This window comes from Streptomyces sp. NPDC002386, assembly GCF_053593175.1.
In genome coordinates, this window is sequence record NZ_JBSFBX010000011.1 from 205514 (window position 1) to 228526 (window position 23013).

Consider the following 23013-nt stretch of genomic DNA (forward strand, 5'->3'; position numbering starts at 1 on the left):
ACCGGCGAGGGGAGCCCGTGGTGGACGAGCGCGCGCAGTACGGGCGCGAGGCGGAGGCGTCAGGGATGTCCCCGCAGCTGCGCCTGGACGCGCTGCTGGACGACCTCCAGACCCAGGTGGCGCAGGTGCGGGCGGCGCGGGGCCGGGTGCACACGCTGCTCGAAGCCGTCCTCGCCGTCGGTTCGGACCTCGACCTGGAGGTGGTGCTGCACCGCATCGTGGAGTCGGCGGTCACCCTGGTCGACGCCCAGTACGGCGCGCTCGGCGTGCTGGGTGACGAGGGCACGATCAAGCAGTTCGTGACGGTCGGCATGGACGAGGAGACCATCGCCCGGATCGGGCACCTTCCGCGTGGCGAGGGCATCCTGGGCCAGCTCATCCGTCACCCGGAGCCGCTGCGGCTGGCGGACCTCCACCGGCACGCGGCGTCCGTGGGCTTCCCGGCCGGGCACCCGCCGATGAGCGGTTTCCTCGGTGCCCCCGTCAGGATCCGCGAGCAGGTGTTCGGCAACCTCTACCTGACGAACAAGCGCAGTGGGGCGGAGTTCGACAGCGACGACGAGGCGGTCTTGCGCACCCTGGCGGCGGCCGCCGGCGTGGCCATCGACAACGCCCGGCTGTACGAGGAGGCGCAGCGCCGGCAGCGGTGGCTGACGGCCAGCAACGACCTGACCCGCAGCCTGCTGTCGGGCGCCGAGCCGAGCGCGGTGCTGGAGTCCTTCACCGCGAAGGTGCGGGAGGTCGCGGGCGCGGCCCTGGTCACCCTCGCGGTCCCGGTGGGCGATCGCGGTGAGCTGGTGATCGAGGCGGCCTCGGGAGCGGGGGCCGAGAAGGTCCGGGGTCTGGTGCTGCCCCCCTCGGCGCTGGCCGCCAAGGTCTTCACCTCCGGTGAGACGATCACCAGCGACGCCCTGAGCGCCGACCCGCGCGCGGAGGGCGGCAGCGCCTCGGTGGTGGAGCTGGGACCGGCCTTCTTCGTGCCGCTCGGCACCCCGGACCACGTCCGCGGGGTACTGCAGGTGGCGAACCTGCCCGGCGGGGCCCTGTTCGCCGACGCCGTGAGCGACATGGTCACCGGGTTCGGCAACCAGGCGGCGCTGGCCCTGGACGTCGCCGAGCACCGGCGGGACGCCGAGCGGATGGTGGTGCTGGACGACCGCGACCGGATCGCCCGTGACCTGCACGACCTGGTCATCCAGCGGCTGTTCGCGGGGGCGCTGTCGCTGCAGTCGACCCTGGGCCGGGTCTCCGACCGGCCGCAGGCGAGCGAGCGGATCCAGCGGGTGGTGGACGACCTGGACGACACCATCAAGATCATCCGTTCCACCATCTACGCCCTGCGCGAGCGCGACCAGGCGCGGCGCGGCAGCGGGCTGCGCGCCCAGCTCGTCGCGGCCACCGAACGGGCCACCGAATCGCTCGGCTTCGCCCCGGCGCTGCGCATGACCGGGCTGCTGGACACCGTCGTCTCCGCCGAGCAGGGCGAGCAGCTGCTCGCCGTGCTCGGCGAGGCGCTGTCCAACGCGGCCCGGCACGCGCACGCCACGTCGGTCGACGTCGGGGTCGAGGTCACGGACGCCACCCTGCGGCTGCGGGTGGCCGACGACGGCCGCGGCATCGATCCGGCGGTCACCCGGCGCAGCGGGCTGGCCAATCTGCGCCGGCGTGCGGAGGAGATGGCGGGCTCGTTCGCCGTGTCCGCGAACGAGCCGAGCGGCACGGTCGTCGAGTGGACCGTGCCGCTGGCTCCCTGACCGCCGGGTCCGCTCAGCCGTCCCAGGTCCAGTCGGCCACCTCGGGCATGTCCGTGCCGTGCTCGCGGATGTACACGTGGTGGCGCTGACGGGCGTCCTCCATGTGCTGGCGTACGGCCGCCGCGCGCACCGCCAGCCCGGGGACGCGGTCGATGACGTCCATGACCAGGCGGTAGCGGTCGAGGTCGTTGCTGACCACCATGTCGAACGGTGTGGTGGTGGTGCCGATCTCCTTGTAGCCGCGCACGTGCAGGTTGCGGTGACCGGTGCGCCGGTAGGCCAGGCGGTGGATCAGCCACGGGTAGCCGTGGTAGGCGAAGATGACCGGCCTGTCCGGGGTGAACAGCCCGTCGTACTCGAAGTCGGTCATCCCGTGCGGGTGTTCCTCCTTCGGCAGCAGTCGCGCGATGTCGACCACGTTGACCACGCGCACGGCCAGCTCGGGCAGGTGCCGGCGCAGCAACTGGGCGGCGGCCAGCACCTCCTGGGTGGGTACGTCGCCGGCGCAGGCCAGCACCACGTCCGGGTCCCGTGACCCGTCCTCGGTGCCCGCCCACTCCCAGACTCCGGCGCCCCGCGCGCAGTGCACCCGCGCCTGGTCCACCGGCAGCCAGTCGAAGCAGGGCTGCTTGCCGGCGACGATCACGTTGACGTAGTCGCGGCTGCGCAGGGCGTGGTCGGCCACGGACAGCAGCGTGTTGGCGTCCGGCGGGAAGTAGACCCGGACCGCCTCGGGGCTCTTGTTGAGGATGTGGTCGACGAAGCCGGGGTCCTGGTGCGAGAACCCGTTGTGGTCCTGGCGCCACACGTGCGAGGTCAGGAGGTAGTTGAGGGAGGCGATGGGGGCCCGCCAGGGCAGCCGGCGGGTGGTGCGCAGCCACTTGACGTGCTGGTTGACCATCGAGTCGACGATGTGGACGAAGGCCTCGTAGCAGGAGAACAGTCCGTGCCGGCCGGTGAGGAGGTAGCCCTCCAGCCAGCCCTGGCAGGTGTGTTCGGACAGGATCTCCATCACCCGGCCGTGCCGGTCGAGGTGTTCGTCCACGTCGAGGGTCTCGGCCTGCCAGGCCTTGCCGCTGGCCGCGTACACCGCCTGGAGGCGGTTGGAGGCGGTCTCGTCGGGGCCGACGAGGCGGAAGTCGCGGCGGTCGGCGGTGGCCCGCATGACGTCCTCGAGCAGGTCGCCGAGGACGCGGGTCGGTTCGTGCAGGGTGGCGCCGGGCTTGTCGACGGCGACGGCGTACCGCTCCAGCGGCGGCAGCGGCAGTTCGCGTGCCAGCAGGCCGCCGTTGGCGTGCGGGGTGGCGCCGAGCCGGCGCGGACCAGCGGGCACGCAGGCCAGGACCTCCGGCCGCGGGGCGCCCCGCTCGTCGAAGAGTTCCCGGGGCCGGTACGAGCGCAGCCAGCGCTCCAGTTGCCGCAGGTGCCCGGGGTTGTCCCGGACGGCGGCCAGCGGGACCTGGTGGGCGCGCCAGGTGCCCTCCACGGGCACGCCGTCGACCTCGGCCGGGCCGGTCCAGCCCTTCGGGGTGCGCAGCACGATCATCGGCCAGCGGGGCCGTTCGGTGGCGCCGTCCTCGCGGGCGGCGCGCTGGGCGGTGGCGATGCGGTCGAGTGCGGTGTCCATGGCGGCGGCCATGGCGCGGTGCACGGTGTCCGGGTCGTCACCCGTGACGTGGAGCGGGTCGTGGCCGTAGCCCCGCAGCAGGTCGTCGAGTTCGGCCTCGGGGAGCCGGGCGAGCACGGTCGGGTTGGCGATCTTGTAGCCGTTGAGGTGCAGGATCGGCAGTACGGCGCCGTCGTGGACCGGGTCGAGGAACTTGTTGGAGTGCCAGGAGGCGGCCAGTGGTCCGGTCTCGGCCTCGCCGTCGCCGATGACGCAGGCGACCATGAGGTCCGGGTTGTCGAGGGCGGCGCCGTACGCGTGGGAGAGCGCGTAGCCGAGTTCGCCGCCCTCGTGGATCGAGCCGGGCGTCTCCGGGGCCACGTGGCTGGGCACCCCGCCGGGGAACGAGAACTGCCTGAAGAGGCGTGCCATGCCGGCCGCGTCCCGGGTGACGTCGGGGTACGTCTCGGAGTAGGAGCCCTCCAGCCAGGAGTTGGCGAGCACGGCGGGTCCGCCGTGACCGGGGCCCCAGACGCACAGGGCGCTCAGGTCGCGGGCCTTGATCACGCGGTTGAGGTGGGTGTGCACCAGGTTGAGGCCGGGTGAGGTGCCCCAATGGCCGAGCAGCCGCGGCTTGATGTGCTCCGGGCGCAGCGGTTCGGACAGCAGTGGGTTGGCCATGAGGTAGATCTGGCCTGCGGACAGGTAGTTCGCGGCGCGCCAGTGGGCGTCCAGCGACCTCAGTTCCTCCTCCGTGAGGCTGCCGGGCACCTGCTGGGTGTCGACGGACATCGGGGTTCCTTTCCGTACGGGCGGTTCAGGGACCTGGGTCTGCGGGACGTGTCCTCGGCCGAGGCGTTCCCGGCCGCGGCGGGGCGCACGGGTGCCGAGGCGGGTGTCGCGGCTGCGGTAGACGATGCAGGGGCGGGTGAGGTGGCCGACCGGCGCGGTGAGCACGTGGACCAGGCGGGTGGTGAAGTACCGCCGGGAGCGCACCAGCGCCTCCGGCAGCCCGCGGTCCAGACCCGGGGGCCCCGGCCCGCGCTCGCCGTCCGGCGCCCGCTCCTTCTCCGTGGCCACCGTTTCGCCCCTTCCCGGGCCTGACGGCCCTTCGGATGCTCCCCTCGGTCCCCGTCCCAGGGAACGCCATCGCCCGTGCTGCCACAATTCCCGGAACCGGGCGCCGGGGCCCTGCCCGTCGCGCGCGAACGGGCCCACGACCGGTGCGGACGCCGGGTCAGGCGGACGGCCGCGGCTACGGCATACGGGTGCCGCCCCGGGCGCGTACCGACAGGACGGCCTCCAGCCGCCCGGTCCCCACCGCCCGGCCTCGCGCGGCACGGCCCCGCCCCGGCGGTGCTCGGCCTCCAGGCGGCTCCGCTGCTCCGGGACGTCACCGGCCGGCGCGGGGAACGGTCCAGGTTCCCCGGCCCCGGTGTGCGGGCCCGGCACACAGACGGTCGTCCGGGCGGCCTCCGCCTTCCGCGTGACGTCCCCGTCCCGGTCGGCGTCGCGCACCGGGCTCCTCAGGCCCGCGACCGCCCCGTGCCCCATCGGCTCTTCGACGGACGGGGGTGCCGGGCGGGCGCGGGTGGTCGCACATCTCGCGGTTCTCCTCGTCGTCAGTGGATCCGGGCGGCGTCAGTGGATCCGGGCGGCCGGGGCGCGCCGGCCGGGAGCGTGGCGGACACCGGTGCCGGTGTGGGTGGCGTGCGGTGCGGCCGGGTGACCGGCCCGGGGCGCGGATCGTCCGGCCGCGCGGCGCGTGCCGGTGTCCTGGTCCCACTATCGGCGTCCGGGGCGCCGGCCGGAGGGGGCCGTTCGGCCCCTTCTCCCCGGCCCGTCGGCCCCCGGCGTCCGGCCGCCCGGGCCCCGGGGCAGCTCGTCAAGGGCCGTCCGGCCCTAACGGTGCCCGGCGGCCCGGCGGGACCATGGACGGATGTTCCCCACCGACGGCTTCCGCGTGCTCGACCGGCAGGAGTGCCTGCGCCTGCTGGCCGAGGTGCCGGTCGGCCGTGTCGTGTACACCCGACGGGCGCTCCCCACGGCGCTGCCGGTCAACTTCTCCATGGACACGGACTCCGCCGTCGTGCTGCGCATCTCGGCCGGCTCGGACCTCGTCCGGGCGATCGACGGAGTGGTGGTGGCCTTCGAGGCCGACGACTTCGACGCCGGGGCCCGGTCCGGGTGGAGCGTGGTCGTCACGGGCCGCGCGACGGTCGTGACCGGTCCCGCCGAGCACGAACGGCTCTCGCGCACCGGTCCGCGATCCTGGGTGGTCACGCACGACGGGGTCTTCGTGCGCATCGAGGCCGAGCTGGTCACCGGCCGGGAGCTGACGGGCAGCGCCGACGCGCGCTGAGGCCGGCGGCCCGGGCGGCGTACCGCCGGATCGCTCCCCGGGGCTCAGTCCTCGGTGTGGGGCTGCCACAGGTCCGGGCCGAACACCTCGAAACGGATACGGCGGGCGGGTACGCCGGCGCCGAGCAACTGGGCGCGGACGGCGCGCATGAAGGGCGGCGAGCCGCAGAGGTGGACGTCCGCGTCGGCGGGCAGGTCCAGTCCGCCGAGGTCCATCAGCCCCTGACGCACCCCGGGTTCGGCGGGCACGTCCGTCGTGCTCACGGGCCGCCGTTCATCTCGGCGGGGCCGGCGCGGCGCATGGGGCCGAACCGCCCTGCGCGCAGGGCCGGTCGGTCCGCCCAGGAGGGCCGCGCCGCACGCGGTGAGGGTGAGTGCGCGGCGGCAAGTGGGCTGCCGCAGGGAGGACTTGGCCGTCAGGCGGGTCGGCCGTCACGGTCTCCCGCCGTCACGCGGGCCAGTGACCAGAGAACTTGGGCGGCACGCGGGCCGGTCTCACGGCTTCGCGCCGTCACGCGACCGGGCGGCGAGGGGACCTCGCGTCCGTGGCTCAGGCCGTCCGGACGACGTCCAGGACCTCTCGCACGGGCCGCCGGGGGGTGGCCGGGCCGAAGGGACCGTAGCCCAGCCGCAGCACCATCTGGACGTTGCCCCGGCCGACGACCGGATCGCGGACCAGCAGCCGCAGGTCCGGGCTCTCCAGGGCGTGCGAGGTCAGGGAGGTGGCGAGTCCCGCGAGGGTGGCCTCCAGCAGGACGCGTTCCAGTGCCTGGCCCGCGCGCAGCCAGTCGGCGGGGGTGTCACCGGGTGTGCTCAGCAGGGCGAGGTGCGGGTTGCGCTCGAAGGCGGTGGCGTCGCGGTCGGTCACCGGCCGGCGCCCGGCGAAGTCCCGCAGCGGCGCGCGGCCGTCCCGCATCCGGGGTCCGAACGCGTACTCGGGCACGCCGTCGGTGGCGGTCTCCGCCTCGGGCCCCAGCCGGGTCCAGTGCCGCAGGTCCTCCAGGCCCTCCGGGTGCACGGCGTCCCGGCTCTCCGCGTCGTGCACCAGGTCGAGCACGGTCTCCACGTGCCAGGGGCCGGGGAAGAGCAGCTCGGCACCCTCGCGTGCGGCGGCGGCCCGCAGGGCCGTCCGGGTGTCCTCGGGGACGTCCTTCTCGTCGAAGGGGTGCCGGCTGGTGTGCCGGCGGCGGATCGCCGGGTGCAGCCGCGCCAGGTCGTCCTCGTCCGGTACGGCACGGCCGGGCGCCGGGACCGGCCGGACGGTGGCGAGCAGCAGTGGTTCCCCGGGATCCGGCAGCAGCCTCACCTCCGGGGCGAGTCCGGCGTGCGCGGCGGCGACGCGCAGGTTGAACAGCGCCGCGCCGCAGCCGATGTACAACGCCCGGTTGCCGGGGTCCGAGCGGGGCATGGCGCGGCCGAGATCGGGGCGCAGCTCGAGCACGCCCTCGTCCGCGAGCAGGCGGAAGCGCCAGGGCTGCGCGTTGTGCATGGACGGGGCGACCACGGCTTCCGCGACCAGTGCGGCCGCGGCCTTCGCGTCGAGTTGCTGCGGGTCCATCACGCCCTCCTCGCGGATCGGGCCGCCTCGGCTTCCCGTCTCCAGTATCCGGCCGGCCGGCGCGGCGGGCCCGGCGGTGCCGGGTGCGGGTCAGGCCGTACCGGGACGGACGAGCACGTTCTCGCCGGAGCGGCCGGCGAGGTGGTCCTCGATGTTGGTCACGGTGGTCCGGGCGATCTGCCCGACGGCGTCCCTGGTGAAGTAGGCCTGGTGGGAGGTGACCAGGACGTTGCCGAAGGTCATCAGCCGGGCCAGGCGTTCGTCGGTCATCACCTCCAGCGACTTGTCCAGGAAGAACACGCCTGCCTCCTCCTCGTACACGTCGAGGCCGACACCGCTCAGCCGGCCCGCGCGCAGCGTCTGCAGCAGGGCGTCGGTGTCCACCAAGCCGCCGCGGCTGGAGTTGACCAGGACGGCGTCGTCCTTCATCAGCGCCAGCGCCTCGGCGTCGACCAGGTGGTGCGTGCCGGGCAGCAGCGGGACGTGCAGGCTGATCAGGTCCGCCTCGGTGAACAGCCGCTCCCGCGGGACGTACTCCATGCCGAGGGCGAGGCAGTCGGGGTTCTCGGCGACGTCCCAGCCCAGCAGCCGCATGCCGAATCCGTGGGCGATCCGGGCGAAGGCGGCGCCGATCCTCCCGGTGCCCACCACCCCGGCCGTGCGGCCGCGCAGGTCGCGGCCCATGAGTCCGTCGAGCCGGAAGTCGAAGTCCCGGGTGCGCCGGGCGGCCCGGACGATCCGGCGGTCGACCGCCAGGGCCAGGGTCCAGGCGAACTCGGCGACCGCGTACGGCGAGTAGGACGAGACCCGGGCCACGGTCAGCCCGAGTTCCCTCGCGGCGGGCAGGTCGATGTTGTTGTATCCGGTGGAGCGCTGGGCGATCAGCCGGGTGCCGCCCTCGGCGAGGGAGCGCAGCGCCTCGGCGTCCAGGGTGTCGTTGACACTGCTGAGCACGATCTCGTGGCCTCCGGCGGTCGGCGCCGTGTCCCGGTCCAGGAACAGCCGCAGACAGCGCAGCTCGTGACGGCCGGCGAACGCGCTGTCGAACGCGTCCCTCAGCAGCGGCTCCTCGTCGGCCAGGACGCCGTACGCAACGATCTCCACGTGTTCTCCTCGGTCGCATCCGGCGATCACCCCTCCACCGTAGGGCGGGGATGGGGCGGGTGAGAGGGCCGACCGGGCCGGGAGGCGGGGCCCATCGTCCCCGGACGCCGCGTCACCACGCCTGCCGGATCGCCCCGTCACCGGTCAGCGGGCCGTCAGCTCGGCCGCGACCCCGGCCGCCCACGTCTCGATCGCGGGGAAGTCCCGGAAGTCGCCGCCCTTGCCGCCGCGGAGGATCATCCGGGCGAGCCGGCCCTCGGCCCCTTCCTCCAGGCAGCCGCCGAAGGTGACGTGTTCCCTGGCGTCGACCCGGTCCATCGCCCGCCGCACCCCTGCCACGGGCGGGATGTCGCGCTCCGCGGCGGAGGGGTCGAGCGGTCCGCTGCTGAAGAACCACACCGGTCGTGCGGCCAGGTCCCGGCGGTGACGGCGCACGAAGCGGCGCGCGTCCTTCTGCCAGCGCCCGGCGTACAGCGCGCCGCCGACCACCACGGCGTCGTACGCGGTGACGCCCGGCACCGACGCGGCGGGCCGCGCCTCGGCCGCGAGCCCCGCCTCGCGCAGCACCCCGGCGACGGTCTCGGCGATCCGCGCCGTCGATCCGTTCGTCGAACCGTAGGCCACCAGCACCCTGCCGGTCATGGCGGTCCGCCTCCTCTCACCTCGGGTGCGGCCGGTCGCCGGCCCCACCGTGGTCCGTCCGCGGTCCCGCCTCAGCGGAGCCGGCGCAGATAGGGGTCCTGGGCGTCGCGCGGGACCAGGCGCACCCGCGCGTCGAGCACGCGGATCCGGTCCGGGGTGGCGAGCACGGGGTTGAGGTCGGCCTCGGCGAGCTGCGGCAGGTCGGCCGCCATGCGGGACAGCCGGTGCAACAGCTGTTCCAGGCCCTCGAGGTCCGCCGGCCCGCTGCCGTGCGCGCCGAACAGCAGCGGGGCGCAGCGCGGGGCGGTGATCAGGTCGTGCACGTCCTGGTCGGTGAGCGGGGCCAGCCGGGCGGCGTGGTCGCCGAGCACCTCGGTCGCGGTGCCGCCGAGCCCGAACAGCACGAGCGGTCCGAAGACCTCGTCCTGGACGACACCGGCGAGCAGTTCGGTGCCGCGCGCCGCCAGTGGCTGCACGACCGTCCCGGTGAGCAGCCCGGCGAACCTGTTCTCGAAGTCCCGGAAGGCGGCGCGCACTTGGGAGTCGCCCTGGAGGTCGAGGTGCACGGCGCGCTGTTCGCTCTTGTGGACCAGGCCGGGCCAGTGCGCCTTCATGACCACCCTGCCGTCCGGGCCGCGCAGCCGTTCGGCGGCCATGACGGCCTCGTCCTCGGTCTCCGCCCAGGCCCAGGGGAGCTGCGGGATGCCGTAGCAGGCCAGCAGGTCGGCGCAGGTGCGCGGGTCGAGCGGGCCGCCGTCGGGATGCGCGGCCAGGAAGGTCCGCACGACCTCCCGGGCGCGGGCCGTCTCGACGCCGTCCAGGTCCGGGACGGTGCCCGCGGGGCGGGCGAGCCAGGAGGAGCGGCGGGCGGCGTGGGCCAGCGCCCGGGCGGCCGCCTGCGGTTCGGCGTAGGACGGCACGGCGCCGCCGCCCGCGGCGGGCAGCAGCCGGACCGGCAGGTCCTGTTCGAGGCGTACCGCGGCCACCGGCCTGGTCCCCTGCCCGGACGCGCCGGTGAGGGCACGGACCAGGTCGTCGCCGGTCGCGGCGGCGATGGCGGTGGGCACGAGCGCGACCAGTACGGCGTCGACGCCCGGGTGCCGGGTCAGCCGCTCCAGGCAGCCGGTGAGCTGCTCCTCCGTGACGGCGGCGGTGGCGTCGACCGGATTGCTGGCGGTGGCGCCCTCGGGGAGCACGGCGATCAGGTCGCGGACCAGTTCCGGGGTGAGCGGTGGCAGGGTGAGCCCGGCCTCGGCGCAGGCGTCGGCCGCGAGGACGCCGGCGCCGCCCGCGTTGGTGACGATCGCGACGCGGGATCCGGCGGGGAGCGGCTGGGAGTGCAGCAGCGCGGCGGTGCCGAGGAGTTCCCCCACCGAGCGGGTCGCGGTGATGCCCGCCTGGTCGAACAGGGCCTGCCGGGTCATCGTGCGGGTGGCGGCGGCCGCGGTGTGCGAGGCGGCGGCGCGGCGGCCGGCGACGGTGCGGCCGGCGTCCACGGTGAGCACCGGCATGCGGCGGGTGACCCGGCGGGCGGTACGGGAGAAGGCGCGCGGGCCGCCGAAGGACTCCAGGTGGAGCAGGGCGAGGTCGGTCCGGCCGTCGCACTCCCACCACTGGAGCATGTCGTTGCCGCTGACGTCGTACTTGTCGCCGAGGGACGCGAAGGAGGAGACGCCGATGCCCAGCCGGGACAGGCCGTCGAGCAGGGCGATGCCGACGCCGCCGGACTGCACGGCGACACCGGCGGTGCCGGGGCGCGGATGCCCGGCGGCGAAGGTGGCGTCCAGGCGCAGACCGGACTCGGTGTTGGCGACGCCGAGGCAGTTGGGGCCGACGAGCCGCATGCCGTGGGCGCGGCAGGCGGCCAGCAGCGTCCGCGCCTGCTCGGCGTCGAGGCCGGCGGTCACCACGACCAGGGCCCGCACCCCGGCCTTGCCGCACTCCTCGGCGACGCCCGGGACCGCCGCGGCGGGCACGGCGACGACCACCAGGTCGGGGGTGACCGGCAGGTCCCCGACGGCCGGATAGGAGGGCACGCCGAGGATGTGGTCGACGCCCGGGTTCACCGCGAACAGGCGGCGGGTGTATCCGCCGGCCTTCAGGTGGTGCAGGACCGCACGGCCCACCGAGCCGGGGGTGCGTCCGGCGCCGGCCACGGCGACCGCGTCGGGGCGCAGCAGCGGCACGAGGCTGGCCACGTCGGCGGCCCGGCCCCGGGCCTCCACGGCCGCCAGGTACGTGTCGTCCTGGTCGAGCCGGATGGTGCACCGGACCTCGGGCCCCTCGAAGCGGCGGGTGACGCGCAGGCCGAGGTCGGAGAAGAGCCGGAGCACCTCCCGGTTCTCGCTGAGCGCGTCGGCCGTGAAGGTGGTGACGCCGTCGGCGCGGGCCGCCGAGACCAGGTGCTCCACGAGCAGGGTGCCCACGCCGAGGTGGTGCAGCGTGTCGCCGACCGCGATCGAGATCTCGGCCGTGTTCTTCTCCCCCGCCGTGTCGTACGCGGCCGTGTCGTACTCCGCCAGGCCGAGCACCCGCTCCTCGGTCCGGGCCAGCAGCGCCCGGTATCCGGGGCGGGCCGGGGCGCAGGCGCGGTCGGCGGCGAGAGCGCCGGACCGCCGGCTGACGGAGAAGAACCGCAGCCGCAGGTTCTCCGGGGACATCTCGTCGTAGAACCGCCGCAGGCCGTCGTGGTCGGCCGGGGTCACGGGACGGATGCACACGGTGGTGCCGTCCGCGAGCAGCGCGTGGACCGGGGGGCGGTTGAGCACGTCGTCCGACATCACGGATCTCCTCCAGGCGTCTCGATGTCTCGAGCATCCAGCGGTTCGGGCACCGCTCCCATGGGCTGTCCGGGCACGGCACGGGGCCGTACGTCCCCGGTCCCACGACCGGGCGGGACGGTGGCCGGGGACGGTGTCCCGGGCGAGGCGGTGGCCGGGGTCCGGTGGCCGGCGGGCGTGGAACGGTGACGGACGGTCCCCGGGGAGCGGCGAGCGGTGGCGGGCGGCCTCCGGCGGAAAGTACGGTGGCGTCCTGGTGTACGGCCCTGGCGTGCGCGACCGGGTGGGCCGGCGGGCGTGGTGGAGGCGGCATGGCCGGTAAGAAGGCGGCGAAGCTGCCGCGCGAGGCGTACGAGCGGGAACTGCTGCGCCTGCAGACCGAGTTGGTGAAGCTGCAGGAGTGGGTGCGGGCCGAGGGCGCCCGGCTGGTCGTGGTCTTCGAGGGCCGGGACGCGGCGGGCAAGGGCGGCACCATCAAGCGGGTCGCCGAGCATCTCAACCCCCGGGTCGCCCGGATCGCGGCGCTGCCGAAGCCGACCGAGCGCGAGCGCTCGCAGTGGTACTTCCAGCGGTACGTGGAGCATCTGCCGGCCGCCGGGGAGATCGTGCTGTTCGACCGGTCCTGGTACAACCGGGCCGGGGTCGAGCACGTGATGGGCTTCTGCACCAAGGAGGAGCACCAGCTCTTCCTGCGCCAGTGCCCGATCTTCGAGCGGATGCTGGTGGAGGACGGCATCCTGCTGCGCAAGTACTGGTTCTCGGTGAGCGACACCGAGCAGCAGGAGCGCTTCCGGCGCCGACTGGAGGATCCGCTGCGGCAGTGGAAGCTGTCCCCGATGGACCTGGAGTCGATCACGCGCTGGGAGGCCTACTCCCGGGCCAAGGACCAGATGCTGGTCCACACGGACATCGTCGAGGCGCCGTGGTTCGTCGTGGAGAGCGACGACAAGCGGCGGGCGCGGCTGAACATGATCGCCCACCTGCTGGACTCCGTCCCCTATCACGAGGTGCCGCCGCAGGTGCTGCGACTGCCGTCGAGGCCGCCGTCGACCGGCTACGAGCGTCCGCCGCGCGATCTGCAGACCTACGTGCCCGATCACAGCGCCAGCCTCTGAGCGGCCGCGCACCCGCGGCACCGCCGCCGCGCCCTCCCCGGGGTGCGGCGGCGGCCGCCGGACGGAGCCGTGCGTCAGTCGTGCGCCACGACGGCGACGGGCGCGGCGGCGTGGTGCAGGACGGCGTGGGTGACGGTGCCGATGTGGGCGCCGACCGGGGAGCGGCGCACGCGCCGGCCGACCACGACCAGGGAGGCGTCGCGGGAGGCCTCGATCAGCAGCAGCGAGGGGCTGATCCAGCGGGACTCCGCGACGACCTCGACACCGGGGTGCTTCCGCCGCCAGGGACTCAGGGCCTCCTCCAGGGCGGCGGCGTGGCTCCGGGCCACCGTCGTGGTGACCTCGGGGTCCATGGCCATGCCGTACGAGTAGTAGTACGACGGCGGGTTCCAGGCGTGCACGACCCGCAGCGGCACCGAGCCGCGCTCCGCGGCCTCGAACGCGAACTCGATCAGGGCCGCGTCCGGCGCCTTGACGTCCAGTCCCAGCACGACCGGGCCCGCCGGGTCGCCCACGCCCCCGTCCGCCGCGCCGTGCCCGCCGTCGGTCCCCTCGCCGGAGCGGACCAGGACCACGGGCCGCTCGCTGTGCGCCACGACGGACTGCCCGACCGAGCCGACCAGGAATCCGCCGAGTCCGCCGAGTCCGCGCGAGCCGAGCACGAGCAGTTCGGCCTCCCCGGCCGCCGCGGTCAGGAGTGCGGCCGGCAGCCCGGTGAGCTGCTCGGTGCTCACCTCGACGCCGGGGTGGGCCGACCGCAGGGCGTCGGCGGCCTCCCGGAGGATCCGCTCGGTCCAGTGCTGGTGGGTGTCGGCGCCCAGCAGCGGGGCCTCCTCCATGGGTTCCGGCACCGGCTGCCAGACCTGGACCAGCTTCACCGGCAGGCCGCGCAGTCGCGCCTCGCGGGCGGCCCACTCCGCCGCGGCCCGGCTCTCGGCCGAACCGTCGACGCCTACGGTGATGGTGCGGGACATGATGTCCACCTCTCGTGGATCGGGGGACGCGCGGGGGCGTCGTCCTCAAAGGGGCGCGCGGCGCGGGGCCGCCGGTACCGCGAGGGCCCTCGTGCGGGAGGCGGGCCCGCGGCGGGCCCGTGGATCACGTGGTCGGCCCCTGCCGACGACACTCACTCTGGCCGGGTGCGTGGCACCTCGCCGGATGCCGAAGGTCTCGCTCCGTGGGCCGAACGTCCCTTTCCCCAGGGGGCGTCTGCCCGATCTTCGTGGATCGGGCCGCGGCGTCCGGTGCGGTGCCTCGGCGTGCGGTCGAGTCGCCCTCGTACCGGGCGTACGTGGACGGTTCGGCCGTGCGGCGAGGTGCCGTGCCGGACGCCGCGGACCCGCGAAGACCGGGGAGACGCCCCCTAGGGGACGTCGGGCGGTCAGCGCCCCTCCCGTTCCCGTCTGTCCTGGACCTGGGTGGCGATGACGGCCGCCTGGATGCGGCGCTCCACGCCGAGTTTGGCGAGCAGCCGGGAGATGTGGTTCTTCACCGTCTTCTCGGCGAGGTAGAGCCGCTGCCCGATCTGACGGTTCGTCAGTCCCTCGCCGATGAGGGTCAGGATCTCCCGTTCGCGGTCGGTCAGGCCGGGCAGCTCGTCGGGTTCCTCCTGCTGCCGCGGGCCTCCGCGCAGCCGTGCCATCAGCTTGGTGGTGGCGCTCGGGTCGAGCAGGGACTGGCCGCGGGCCACGGTGCGTACGGCGGACACCAGGTCCGAGCCGCGGATCTGCTTGAGGACGTAGCCGGAGGCGCCCGCCATGATCGAGTCGAGCAGCGCCTCCTCGTCGTCGAACGAGGTCAGCATGAGGCAGGCCAGCTCGGGCATGCGCGAGCGCAGTTCCCGGCACACACTCACGCCGTCACCGTCGGGCAGCCGGACGTCCAGCACCGCCACCTGAGGGCGCAGGGCGGGGACCCGTACCAGGGCCTGGTCCACGGTGCCCGCCTCACCGACGACCTCGATGTCCGGCTCGTCGTTCAGCAGGTCGCGCACACCGCGCCGGACCACCTCGTGGTCGTCCAGCAGGAAGACCCGGATCGGGCTGCCCCGCTCGCCGTCCGCCATTGACCGCTCCTCGTCCGCGCTCTTCGTGGCCGCCCGCGGGTGCCCGGCGGCTTCCCTACGGATCCTTGCCCCGTCCGGGCCGGACAGCCAGGGCCGAACGGCCCTGGTGTGCGCCGTGCCGTGCGATCCGCGGTCACGGGTGCGCGCCCGGCGGGGTCTTCCGGCCCCTCACCGGGAACCCGCGACGGACGGACGGCCGTGTGCGGAGGCAGGTCCGTCACGTCCCCGTGTGCCGCGCGTCAGGCGGGGAGACGCACGCCGTACATCGTGCGGCCGCCCACCAGCTCCCGGCCGGTGACCAGCTCCGGTTCGATGCGCACGAAGATCTCCTCGGGCGAGGGCACCCAGGAGCGCGGGCCGATCCGGTCCAGGCGCTCCACCTCGGCCGGGTCCGTGACGACCCCGGCCCGCCCGGTGACGACGACGCTCCAGCCGGACTGCTTGTCCGCGTCGACCGCGTCCGCCTCGAAGGCCACGACGGAGCCGTCGACCGCGCGGACCATCTCCGAGGCGGCCGAGGCGCGCAGCAGCACCGCCCCGTCGTCGTCGAGGCGGAAGTTCACCGGCACGACGGCGGGCAGCGCCTGGCGGGTGTGCACGATCCGGCCGACGGGCGCCGTGGCCAGCAGGCGCATGCACTCGTGACGGCCGAGTTCGCGGAAACCATCGTTCGGGTACATCGGACAGCCCGTCTTTCGCACGGTGGACCGGATTCGCCTGGTGGTGGACCGGATCACGCTCCATGCTGGGCCGGATCCCCGCCGCGGTGCGAGGGACCACCGGTCCCTGCGGCCCCGGAGAACGGCCCGTGACCGCACGGCTCGGCGGGAGGGCCGGGCGGCCCAGCGGAACCGCCCAGGAGTGCCCCGGTCGGCCCAGCGACCGCGCCTGGCCGGCCCATGCCGCGGCACCGCCCGGGCTGCGACCTTCGGAGTGTGACGAGCGGGAGGTGGGGACGGATGCGCGAGTGCGGCCGGATGAGCGGCGGACGGGGGCGGACGAGGGTCCTGCTGTGGCGGTGGCGGAGAAATCCGCTCCGGCGCCGCGACTACGTGCTCGAGGCGTGGTTCCTGCTCGCCGTGTGGGTGCTCGTCGTGGTGGGCGGCACGCTCGTCGGCCTGGTCACCGCCCGGGCCGCCGGCGAGTCCTTCGACCGGCAGCGGGCCGAACGGACACCGGTCACGGCCGTGCTGCTCGACGACGCCCCGCGCACGGCGATCGCGGGCCCGGGCGACGACCGGTCCTCGGCGCGGGTCCGCTGGACGGCCCCGGACGGCACCCGGCACAGCGGCGGCACGCTGGTGCCCGGCGGGCAACGGGCCGGTTCCGCCGTGGAGATCTGGCTCGACGCCTGGGGCAGGCCGAGCAACGCGCCGCCGACGTCCGGCGAGGCGACCGCCGAGTCGGCGCTGCTGGGCGTCTCGGCCGCGCTCGCCCTGACCGGCGCGGCGTTCGGCGTCCGGTGCGCCGGACGGTGGTGGCTCGACCGGCGGCGCATCGAGGAATGGGGCCGGGAGTGGGCCCTGCTCGGCCCGCGGTGGGGGCACAGGACCGGCTGACCGGCGGCGACACCCGCTCGGCCGCGCCCCTGCTCCACGGTCGCGCGGCCCGGCGGCATGACGGTCCGTGAGGACGGGATCTTTCGTACCCGGAATCCCTCCGTCAGCAAGTCCGCTGTAAGTAGGCTGATATGCATGAAGGCACTTTTGTTGTCTGGTGGCTCAGGTACCCGATTGCGCCCCATAACCCACACCTCGGCGAAGCAGCTCGTACCCGTCGCGAACAAACCGGTGCTGTTCTACGGCCTGGAGGCGATCGCCGGGGCCGGCATCACCGAGGTCGGGATCATCGTGGGGGACACGGCCGCGGAGATCCGGGAGGCGGTCGGCGACGGTTCCGCGTTCGGGCTCGCCGTCACCTACATCCCGCAGGAGGCCCCGCTGGGCCTCGCCCACGCGGTGCTGATCGCCCGTGAGTTCCTGGGCGACGACGACTTCGTGATGTACCTCGGCGACAACTTCGTCGTCGGCGGCATCACGGATCTCGTGGACGCCTTCCGCGCCGAGCGGCCCCAGGCCCAGATCCTGCTGACGCGGGTGCCGGACCCGACCGCGTTCGGCGTGGCCGAACTCGACGCCGCGGGGCGGGTGATCGGCCTGGAGGAGAAGCCGAGGCACCCCAAGAGCGAACTCGCCCTGGTGGGCGTGTACCTCTTCACCCCGGCGATCCATGAGGCCGTGCGCTCCATCGAGCCCTCCTGGCGCGGCGAGCTGGAGATCACGCACGCCATCCAGTGGCTGATCGACGCCGGACGCGACGTGCGCTCCACGACGATCTCCGGGTACTGGAAGGACACCGGGAACGTCACCGACATGCTCGAGGTGAACCGCTCGGTGCTGGAGACGCTGGAGCGCCGGATCGACGGCACCGTCGACGACGACAGCGAGATCATCGGGCGGGTGCGGATCGATCCCGGGGCGAAGGTGACCGGCAGCCGGATCGTGGGCCCGGTGGCCATCGGCGCCGACACCGTGATCACCGACTCCTACATCGGCCCCTTCACCTCGATCGCCGGCGACTGCCGCGTCGAGGACAGCGAGATCGAGTACTCCATCGTCCTGCGCGCAGCCTCGGTGAGCGGCGTCCGGCGGGTGGAGGCCTCCCTCATCGGCCGCAACGTCGAGGTGACCCCCTCCCCGCGCAAGCCCGCCGCCCACCGGTTCGTACTCGGTGACCACAGCAAGGTGCAGATCTCGTCATGACGACCGCCTGCCCGGTGACCGGCCCCGGCGGCCGCACCGACCACAAGAGGAGACCGACCCGTTGAACACCAGGATCCAGCCCACCGCCCAGGTCGACGAGTCGGCCACGATCGGCGACGGCACGACGGTCTGGGATCTGGCCCAGATCCGGGAGGACGCCCGGCTGGGCGGCGGGTGCATCGTGGGCCGGGGGGCGTACGTCGGCCCCGGGGTGCGGATCGGCGACCATGTGAAGCTCCAGAACTACGCCCTGGTCTACGAACCCGCGGTGCTCGGCGACGGGGTGTTCGTCGGCCCGGCGGCCGTGCTCACCAACGACCACTTCCCCCGTTCCGTGGACCCGGGGGGCCGGCTGAAGCGCGGCGGCGACTGGGAGGCGGTGGCCGTCGTGGTCGGCGAGGGCGCGTCGCTCGGGGCCCGTTCGGTGTGTGTGGCGCCGGTGCGCGTCGGACGCTGGGCCCTGGTCGCGGCGGGCGCCGTGGTGACCCGGGACGTGCCGGACTTCGCGCTGGTGGCGGGCGTCCCGGCGCGCCGCGTCGGCTGGGTCGGCCGGGCCGGCGTACGGCTGGTGGAGCGGGAGGGCGAGCCGGGCTGCTGGGAGTGCCCCGAGACCGGCGAGCGCTACGACGAGAAGGACGGCGAACTCGTCCCGCGCGCATGAGCAGTTGAACTCACGAAGTACCGGTCCCGATTCTCCCAAAACACCGTTCGTCGAACATGTGCAGGCATAACATGTGTGCGAACTGTGCAGGTTCAGCACAGGGAGCACACGACCCGGGGGGGTTTCAGAGTGGGGACATCTGTGCCTGAAGCGAGGAGCGGCAGCCGCTCCGGCGCCTGACCTCCGCATTGCCCTTACACCGCCCGGCCGTTCACGCCGCGGCGATCTCAAGTCTGCGCGAAAACAGGACCCACAGGGGGGTTGGTGTGTCCGAACGATGACCATCACACGTCTGGCGGCGCTCGGCCGCGAGGAACCGGCGCTGCTCATGCTCGCCCAACGACTGCTCACGGTCGCCGAGTCCGGGCTTCCGTCGATGCTGCTTCCCGGCAAGGAGGCCTTCGCCTTCACCATGGCCGGGCACCGGTCACCCGACGGCTCGTGGACGCTGGAGCGGCGCGGGACCAGCACCCGGTACGCGGCCATCACCGCGCTCGGCGTCCGGTTCCTGCCCGAGGAGCGCCAGCGCACGGTGCTCGGCGGTCGCAGCGCCCAGGAGTTCACGGGTCTGCTGATCGAGTCCCTGCCCGCGGTGACCAATCTCGGTGACGCGGCGCTCATCGCCTGGGCCGCCGCCGACACCGGGCATCCCAAGCTGTCCGACGCCCTCGACCGGATGCGCGCCCTGGACGAGGAGGGCAGGCCGCAGTACACCGTCGAGGCGGCGTGGGTGCTCTCCGCCCTGGCGGCGGCGCACGGCACGGTCGACGTGGAGGACCGGCTCACCGCCGCCCGAGACCGCCTGCTGCGGGCCAGGATCGGGAACAGCCCGCTGTTCCCGCACGCCACCGGCCCCGGGCTGGTGCCCTGGTACCGGGCCCACGTGAGCTGCTTCGCCGACCAGACGTACCCGCTCCAGGCCCTGGCCCGGGCGCACGCGTGCGGCGACGGGGACGGCGATCCGGAGGCACTGGCCGCGGCCGAGGCCTGCGCCGCGCGCATCTGCGAGCTGCAGGGCGACGGCGGGCAGTGGTGGTGGCACTACGACGCGCGCACCGGCGGCGTCGTGGAGGGCTACCCGGTCTACAGCGTCCACCAGCACGCGATGGCGCCGACCGCCCTGTTCGACCTCGCCGACGCCGGCGGCACCGACTTCGCGGCGTCGGTCCGCAAGGGCCTCGGCTGGATGACGGACGTGCCCGAGCTGGCCGGACAGCCGGGCAGGCAGGAGCCGTTGATCCTGGACGAGCTCGGCGTCACCTGGCGCAAGGTCTTCCGGGGCGATCCGAAGAAGGCCGTGCGCGCCGCCCGGGGCCTGGGCACCCGGGTCGTCCCGAACCTCCGGCTGACGCCCCTGGACCGGGTGTACCGCCCCGTCTCCGTCGACCGCGAATGCCGCCCGTACGAGTTCGGCTGGATGCTCCACGCCTGGCAGGGAGGCCGCGTATGAGCGGGCGTCAGTCCCTCTTCGGGGTCGAACTCGACCCGCTGACCATGGACGAGACCGTACGGCGCTGCCTGGCCGCGGTCCGGGAGGGCCGGCAGCTGGAGATCGGCGTGGTCAACGCCGCGAAGCTGGTGAACATGCGGCGGGACAAGCGGCTCGCCGAGGCCGTGTCCGGCTGTGATCTCGTCCTCGCCGACGGACAGGCCGTGGTCTGGGCCGGCCGGCTCCTGCGCGCCCCGCTGCCGGAGCGGGTGGCCGGTATCGACCTGTTCCTGCGGCTGCTGGCCGAGGCGGAGTCGGCGGGCGTGTCCGTGTACTTCCTCGGCGCCCGCCAGGAGGTGCTGGAGCGGATGCTGGCCGAGGTGGCCGGCCGCTTCCCCGGCCTGAAGGTGGCCGGCAGCCGGAACGGCTACTTCGACGACTCCGAGCAGGAGGCCGTCGCGGACGCCATAGCCCGCAGCGGCGCGCGGATGCTGTTCCTCGGCATGACGTCGCCCAAGAAGGAGATCTTCACCGCCGCGTACGGCGAGCGCACCGGCGCCCGCGTGGTGCACGGCGTCGGCGGCTCCTTCGACATCCTGGCCGGCGTCACCCGACGGGCCCCCGTGATCTGGCAGCGGTGGGGCGTCGAGTGGCTCTACCGGGCGCTGCAGGAGCCGCGCCGGCTGGGCCGGCGCTATCTCACCACCAATGCTGCCTTCGTCCTCATGACGGCGCGCGAGTTCATCCGGCTCACCCCGTCGCCCGCCTCCGCGAACAGGAGTCACTGATGCGCGTCGTCGTGGTCGGACAGGGATATGTCGGCCTGCCACTGGCCGTCCGGGCCGCCGAGGTCGGTCACGAGGTGATCGGCTACGACGTGGACTCCCGGCGGATCAAGAGCCTCGCCGCCGGCGAGTCCTTCGTCGAGGACGTCTCCTCGGAGCGGATCCGCGCCGCGCTGGACAACGGCACCTACCGCCCCAGCGACGCGGCCCGGGACTGCGGCGGCTTCGACGTCGCCGTGGTGACCGTGCCGACGCCGCTGCACGAGGGCACCCCCGACCTGCGGTACATCAAGGAGTCGGCGGTCACCCTCGCCCGCTATCTGCGCCCCGGCGCCACCGTCGTCCTCGAGTCGACGACCTATCCCGGCACCACCCAGGAGCTGTTCGCCCCGATCCTGGAGGACGGCTCGGGCCTGACCGCGGGCCCCGACTTCCACCTCGGCTACAGCCCGGAGCGGATCGACCCCGGAAACACCGTCTGGGGCTTCAAGGAGACCCCGAAGGTGGTGTCCGGCGTCGACGCGGCCTCGCTGGAGGCCGTGCGGGACTTCTACGGGCAGCTCGTCGACACCACCGTGCCGGTGCGCTCGCCCAAGGAGGCCGAGCTCGCCAAGCTGCTGGAGAACACCTTCCGGCACGTCAACATCGCGCTGGTCAACGAGATCGCGATGTTCGCCCACCACCTGGACATCGACGTCTGGCAGGCCATCGACGCCGCGTCCACCAAGCCCTTCGGGTTCATGAAGTTCACGCCCGGACCGGGCGTCGGCGGCCACTGCCTCCCGATCGACCCCTCGTACCTGTCCTGGCGGGTGCAGCGCGAACTCGGCCAGAGCTTCCGCTTCGTGGAGCTGGCCAACGACATCAACAACCACATGCCCGAGTACGTGGCGCGGCGCATCAGCGACCTGTTCAACGAGAGACGCCGGTCGGTGAACGGCTCGAACATCCTGCTGCTGGGCCTGGCGTACAAGAAGAACACCGGTGACGCCCGCGAGTCGCCCGCCCTGCGCATCTCCCAGCTGCTGCTCGACATGGGAGCACAGGTCAAGGCGGCGGACCCGCACGTGGTCGAGAGCCTGCCGGTGGACACCCGGCTGGTGCGGGTGGAACCGGTGCCGGAGGAGCTGGCCGCCGCCGACGTGGTGGTCCTGCTCACCGACCACGACAGCTTCGACTACGAACTCATCGCCCAGCACGCCCGCTTCGTCCTCGACTGCCGCCGCCGGCTGTCGGCCGGGCCCACGATCGAGGTGCTCTGAACCATGCCCCGCATCGTCTGCGTCGCCGGTGCGCGACCCAACTACATGAAGATCAAACCGGTGATGGACGCGCTGGAACGCCGGGGCGCCGAGGTGGTGCTGGTGCACACCGGTCAGCACTACGACCCGGCCATGAACGAGGTGTTCTTCACCGACCTCGGCATCCGGCCGCCCGACCACTTCCTCGGGGTCGGCTCCGGCAGCCACGCCGAGCAGACCGGCCGCGTGATGACCGCGTTCGAGCCCCTGCTCGGCAAGCTGTCCCCGGACGTCGTCGTGGTGGTAGGCGACATCAACTCCACCCTGGCCTGCGCCCTGGTGACGGCCAAGGCGGGCCCGCTGCTGGCCCATGTCGAGGCCGGACTGCGCAGCCGCGACTGGAGCATGCCGGAGGAGGTCAACCGGGTCGCCACCGACCGGGTCAGCGACTATCTGCTGGCCCCCTCCCCCGACGCCGCCGCGAACCTGCGCGCCGAGGGGTACCGGGAGGACCAGATCCACCTGGTGGGCAACGTCATGATCGACACGCTGCTGGCCAACCTGGAACGGGCCCGCGCCTCGGACGTCCTCGACCGGCACGGCCTGACCCGGGGGGAGTACGGTCTGGTCACCCTGCACCGGCCCGCCAACGTGGACGACCCCGAGGTCCTCGCCGGGCTGCTGAAGGCTCTGGGCGAGATAGCCGGCCGCTGCCCGCTGCTGCTGCCCGTGCACCCGCGCGCCGCCGAACGGCTGGCGGGCATCGGCGTCCCCGGCGGTATCCGGCTGGTGCCGCCCGCCGGATACCTGGACTTCATCGCGCTGCAGGACTCGGCGCGCCTGGTGCTGACCGACTCGGGCGGCGTCCAGGAGGAGACCACCGCGCTCGGCGTGCCCTGCGTGACCCTGCGGGACAACACCGAACGGCCCGTCACCGTGGAGCAGGGCACCAACGTGCTGGCGGGCCGGGACCCGGCACGCGTCGTCTCCACCGTGCACCGGGTCCTGGACGAGCCCCCCGCCCCGCGCCGGCCCGAACTGTGGGACGGACTGGCGAGCGACCGCATCGCCGACGTGCTGCTGGAGGGAGGCACCGCGAGCAGCCGGCCGAGGCCCACCGACCAAACAGCAGCCATATGATCCGCTTGCA

Annotated in this window: 19 protein-coding genes; 10 read left to right on the forward strand and 9 right to left on the reverse strand. The window is 73.9% G+C overall.

Annotated features, from left to right (window positions below; all coding sequences use genetic code 11):
- The first annotated feature begins 65 nt into the window (after positions 1–65).
- Positions 66–1754 carry a sensor histidine kinase gene (locus tag ACWCPN_RS23065; RefSeq protein WP_451209355.1) on the forward strand — a complete coding sequence of 563 codons (1689 nt, stop codon included), beginning with the start codon at positions 66–68 and terminating at the stop codon, positions 1752–1754.
- Between the two features lie 13 nt (positions 1755–1767).
- Here ACWCPN_RS23065 and ACWCPN_RS23070 read toward each other — a convergent pair whose 3' ends face one another.
- Positions 1768–4152, reverse strand: coding sequence for a phosphoketolase family protein (locus ACWCPN_RS23070; RefSeq protein ID WP_451209358.1), 2385 nt, complete (start codon positions 4150–4152; stop codon positions 1768–1770).
- A gap of 1147 nt (positions 4153–5299) precedes the next feature.
- On the opposite strand from ACWCPN_RS23070, the gene ACWCPN_RS23075 reads away from it, so the two are divergent.
- A complete protein-coding gene (locus ACWCPN_RS23075; RefSeq protein WP_199209490.1) occupies positions 5300–5722 on the forward strand; it encodes a pyridoxamine 5'-phosphate oxidase family protein in 423 nt (140 codons plus the stop codon).
- Between the two features lie 44 nt (positions 5723–5766).
- Here the strand turns inward: ACWCPN_RS23075 and ACWCPN_RS23080 are convergent, their stop codons facing one another.
- From ACWCPN_RS23080 to ACWCPN_RS23100, 5 genes are all read right to left on the reverse strand, one after another.
- Positions 5767–5985 carry a hypothetical protein gene (locus ACWCPN_RS23080; protein WP_451209180.1) on the reverse strand — a complete coding sequence of 73 codons (219 nt, stop codon included), beginning with the start codon at positions 5983–5985 and terminating at the stop codon, positions 5767–5769.
- Between the two features lie 286 nt (positions 5986–6271).
- Positions 6272–7279: an Acg family FMN-binding oxidoreductase gene (locus ACWCPN_RS23085; RefSeq protein WP_451209183.1), complete on the reverse strand. Its 1008-nt coding sequence runs from the start codon at positions 7277–7279 to the stop codon at positions 6272–6274.
- 90 nt (positions 7280–7369) lie between these two features.
- Complete coding sequence (locus tag ACWCPN_RS23090) at positions 7370–8383, reverse strand: 2-hydroxyacid dehydrogenase (RefSeq protein ID WP_451209186.1); 1014 nt, start codon at positions 8381–8383, stop codon at positions 7370–7372.
- Positions 8384–8527: 144 nt separating this feature from the next.
- Complete coding sequence (locus ACWCPN_RS23095; protein WP_451209189.1) at positions 8528–9025, reverse strand: flavodoxin domain-containing protein; 498 nt, start codon at positions 9023–9025, stop codon at positions 8528–8530.
- A 71-nt stretch (positions 9026–9096) separates the two neighbouring features.
- Complete coding sequence (locus tag ACWCPN_RS23100) at positions 9097–11805, reverse strand: bifunctional acetate--CoA ligase family protein/GNAT family N-acetyltransferase (protein ID WP_451209192.1); 2709 nt, start codon at positions 11803–11805, stop codon at positions 9097–9099.
- Positions 11806–12116: 311 nt separating this feature from the next.
- On the opposite strand from ACWCPN_RS23100, the gene ppk2 reads away from it, so the two are divergent.
- Positions 12117–12920 carry a polyphosphate kinase 2 gene (ppk2, locus tag ACWCPN_RS23105; RefSeq protein WP_451209195.1) on the forward strand — a complete coding sequence of 268 codons (804 nt, stop codon included), beginning with the start codon at positions 12117–12119 and terminating at the stop codon, positions 12918–12920.
- Positions 12921–12994: 74 nt separating this feature from the next.
- On the opposite strand, the gene ACWCPN_RS23110 is transcribed toward ppk2, so the two are convergent.
- The 3 genes from ACWCPN_RS23110 to ACWCPN_RS23120 all read right to left on the reverse strand — a co-directional run bounded on the left by ACWCPN_RS23110 (position 12995) and on the right by ACWCPN_RS23120 (position 15665).
- On the reverse strand, positions 12995–13894 hold the full coding sequence (locus ACWCPN_RS23110) for a universal stress protein (RefSeq protein ID WP_451209198.1): 900 nt from the start codon (positions 13892–13894) through the stop codon (positions 12995–12997).
- 407 nt (positions 13895–14301) lie between these two features.
- Positions 14302–14985 (reverse strand): response regulator, encoded by a 684-nt coding sequence (locus ACWCPN_RS23115; protein WP_451209201.1) that lies wholly within the window; start codon positions 14983–14985, stop codon positions 14302–14304.
- 239 nt (positions 14986–15224) lie between these two features.
- On the reverse strand, positions 15225–15665 hold the full coding sequence (locus ACWCPN_RS23120) for a pyridoxamine 5'-phosphate oxidase family protein (protein ID WP_199209496.1): 441 nt from the start codon (positions 15663–15665) through the stop codon (positions 15225–15227).
- Positions 15666–15944: 279 nt separating this feature from the next.
- On the opposite strand from ACWCPN_RS23120, the gene ACWCPN_RS23125 reads away from it, so the two are divergent.
- The 7 genes from ACWCPN_RS23125 (at position 15945) to wecB (ending at position 23003) form a co-directional block, all read left to right on the forward strand.
- Positions 15945–16544: an Rv1733c family protein gene (locus ACWCPN_RS23125; RefSeq protein WP_451209206.1), complete on the forward strand. Its 600-nt coding sequence runs from the start codon at positions 15945–15947 to the stop codon at positions 16542–16544.
- A 135-nt stretch (positions 16545–16679) separates the two neighbouring features.
- The gene (locus ACWCPN_RS23130; protein ID WP_451209208.1) at positions 16680–17747 is read left to right on the forward strand and encodes a glucose-1-phosphate thymidylyltransferase; all 1068 of its coding nucleotides are present in this window, start codon (positions 16680–16682) and stop codon (positions 17745–17747) included.
- Between the two features lie 61 nt (positions 17748–17808).
- Entirely contained in the window at positions 17809–18408 is a 600-nt protein-coding gene (locus tag ACWCPN_RS23135; RefSeq protein WP_365124551.1) for an acyltransferase, read from the forward strand.
- Between the two features lie 277 nt (positions 18409–18685).
- Positions 18686–19858 carry a hypothetical protein gene (locus ACWCPN_RS23140; protein ID WP_451209211.1) on the forward strand — a complete coding sequence of 391 codons (1173 nt, stop codon included), beginning with the start codon at positions 18686–18688 and terminating at the stop codon, positions 19856–19858.
- The gene (locus ACWCPN_RS23145) at positions 19855–20625 is read left to right on the forward strand and encodes a WecB/TagA/CpsF family glycosyltransferase (RefSeq protein ID WP_451209214.1); all 771 of its coding nucleotides are present in this window, start codon (positions 19855–19857) and stop codon (positions 20623–20625) included. The genes ACWCPN_RS23140 and ACWCPN_RS23145 overlap by 4 nt, the downstream gene beginning before the upstream one ends.
- A complete protein-coding gene (locus ACWCPN_RS23150; RefSeq protein WP_365124557.1) occupies positions 20625–21884 on the forward strand; it encodes a nucleotide sugar dehydrogenase in 1260 nt (419 codons plus the stop codon). Before ACWCPN_RS23145 ends, ACWCPN_RS23150 begins: the two co-directional genes overlap by 1 nt.
- Before the next feature lie 3 nt (positions 21885–21887).
- Positions 21888–23003 (forward strand): non-hydrolyzing UDP-N-acetylglucosamine 2-epimerase, encoded by a 1116-nt coding sequence (gene wecB / locus ACWCPN_RS23155; protein WP_451209217.1) that lies wholly within the window; start codon positions 21888–21890, stop codon positions 23001–23003.
- Positions 23004–23013: the final 10 nt, after the last annotated feature.

Bases quoted from the DNA above. Each gene is read 5' to 3' on its own strand.
- ACWCPN_RS23095 (WP_451209189.1), bottom strand. From the start codon at position 9,025: ATGACCGGCAGGGTGCTGGTGGCCTACGGTTCGACGAACGGATCGACG.
- ACWCPN_RS23070 (WP_451209358.1), bottom strand. From the start codon at position 4,152: ATGTCCGTCGACACCCAGCAGGTGCCCGGCAGCCTCACGGAGGAGGAA.
- ACWCPN_RS23100 (WP_451209192.1), bottom strand. From the start codon at position 11,805: ATGTCGGACGACGTGCTCAACCGCCCCCCGGTCCACGCGCTGCTCGCG.
- ACWCPN_RS23150 (WP_365124557.1), top strand. From the start codon at position 20,625: ATGCGCGTCGTCGTGGTCGGACAGGGATATGTCGGCCTGCCACTGGCC.
- ACWCPN_RS23140 (WP_451209211.1), top strand. From the start codon at position 18,686: ATGACCATCACACGTCTGGCGGCGCTCGGCCGCGAGGAACCGGCGCTG.
- wecB (WP_451209217.1), top strand. From the start codon at position 21,888: ATGCCCCGCATCGTCTGCGTCGCCGGTGCGCGACCCAACTACATGAAG.
- ACWCPN_RS23115 (WP_451209201.1), bottom strand. From the start codon at position 14,985: ATGGCGGACGGCGAGCGGGGCAGCCCGATCCGGGTCTTCCTGCTGGAC.
- ACWCPN_RS23145 (WP_451209214.1), top strand. From the start codon at position 19,855: ATGAGCGGGCGTCAGTCCCTCTTCGGGGTCGAACTCGACCCGCTGACC.
- ACWCPN_RS23120 (WP_199209496.1), bottom strand. From the start codon at position 15,665: ATGTACCCGAACGATGGTTTCCGCGAACTCGGCCGTCACGAGTGCATG.
- ACWCPN_RS23110 (WP_451209198.1), bottom strand. From the start codon at position 13,894: ATGTCCCGCACCATCACCGTAGGCGTCGACGGTTCGGCCGAGAGCCGG.
- ACWCPN_RS23085 (WP_451209183.1), bottom strand. From the start codon at position 7,279: ATGGACCCGCAGCAACTCGACGCGAAGGCCGCGGCCGCACTGGTCGCG.
- ACWCPN_RS23130 (WP_451209208.1), top strand. From the start codon at position 16,680: ATGAAGGCACTTTTGTTGTCTGGTGGCTCAGGTACCCGATTGCGCCCC.
- ACWCPN_RS23075 (WP_199209490.1), top strand. From the start codon at position 5,300: ATGTTCCCCACCGACGGCTTCCGCGTGCTCGACCGGCAGGAGTGCCTG.
- ppk2 (WP_451209195.1), top strand. From the start codon at position 12,117: ATGGCCGGTAAGAAGGCGGCGAAGCTGCCGCGCGAGGCGTACGAGCGG.
- ACWCPN_RS23125 (WP_451209206.1), top strand. From the start codon at position 15,945: ATGCGCGAGTGCGGCCGGATGAGCGGCGGACGGGGGCGGACGAGGGTC.
- ACWCPN_RS23065 (WP_451209355.1), top strand. From the start codon at position 66: ATGTCCCCGCAGCTGCGCCTGGACGCGCTGCTGGACGACCTCCAGACC.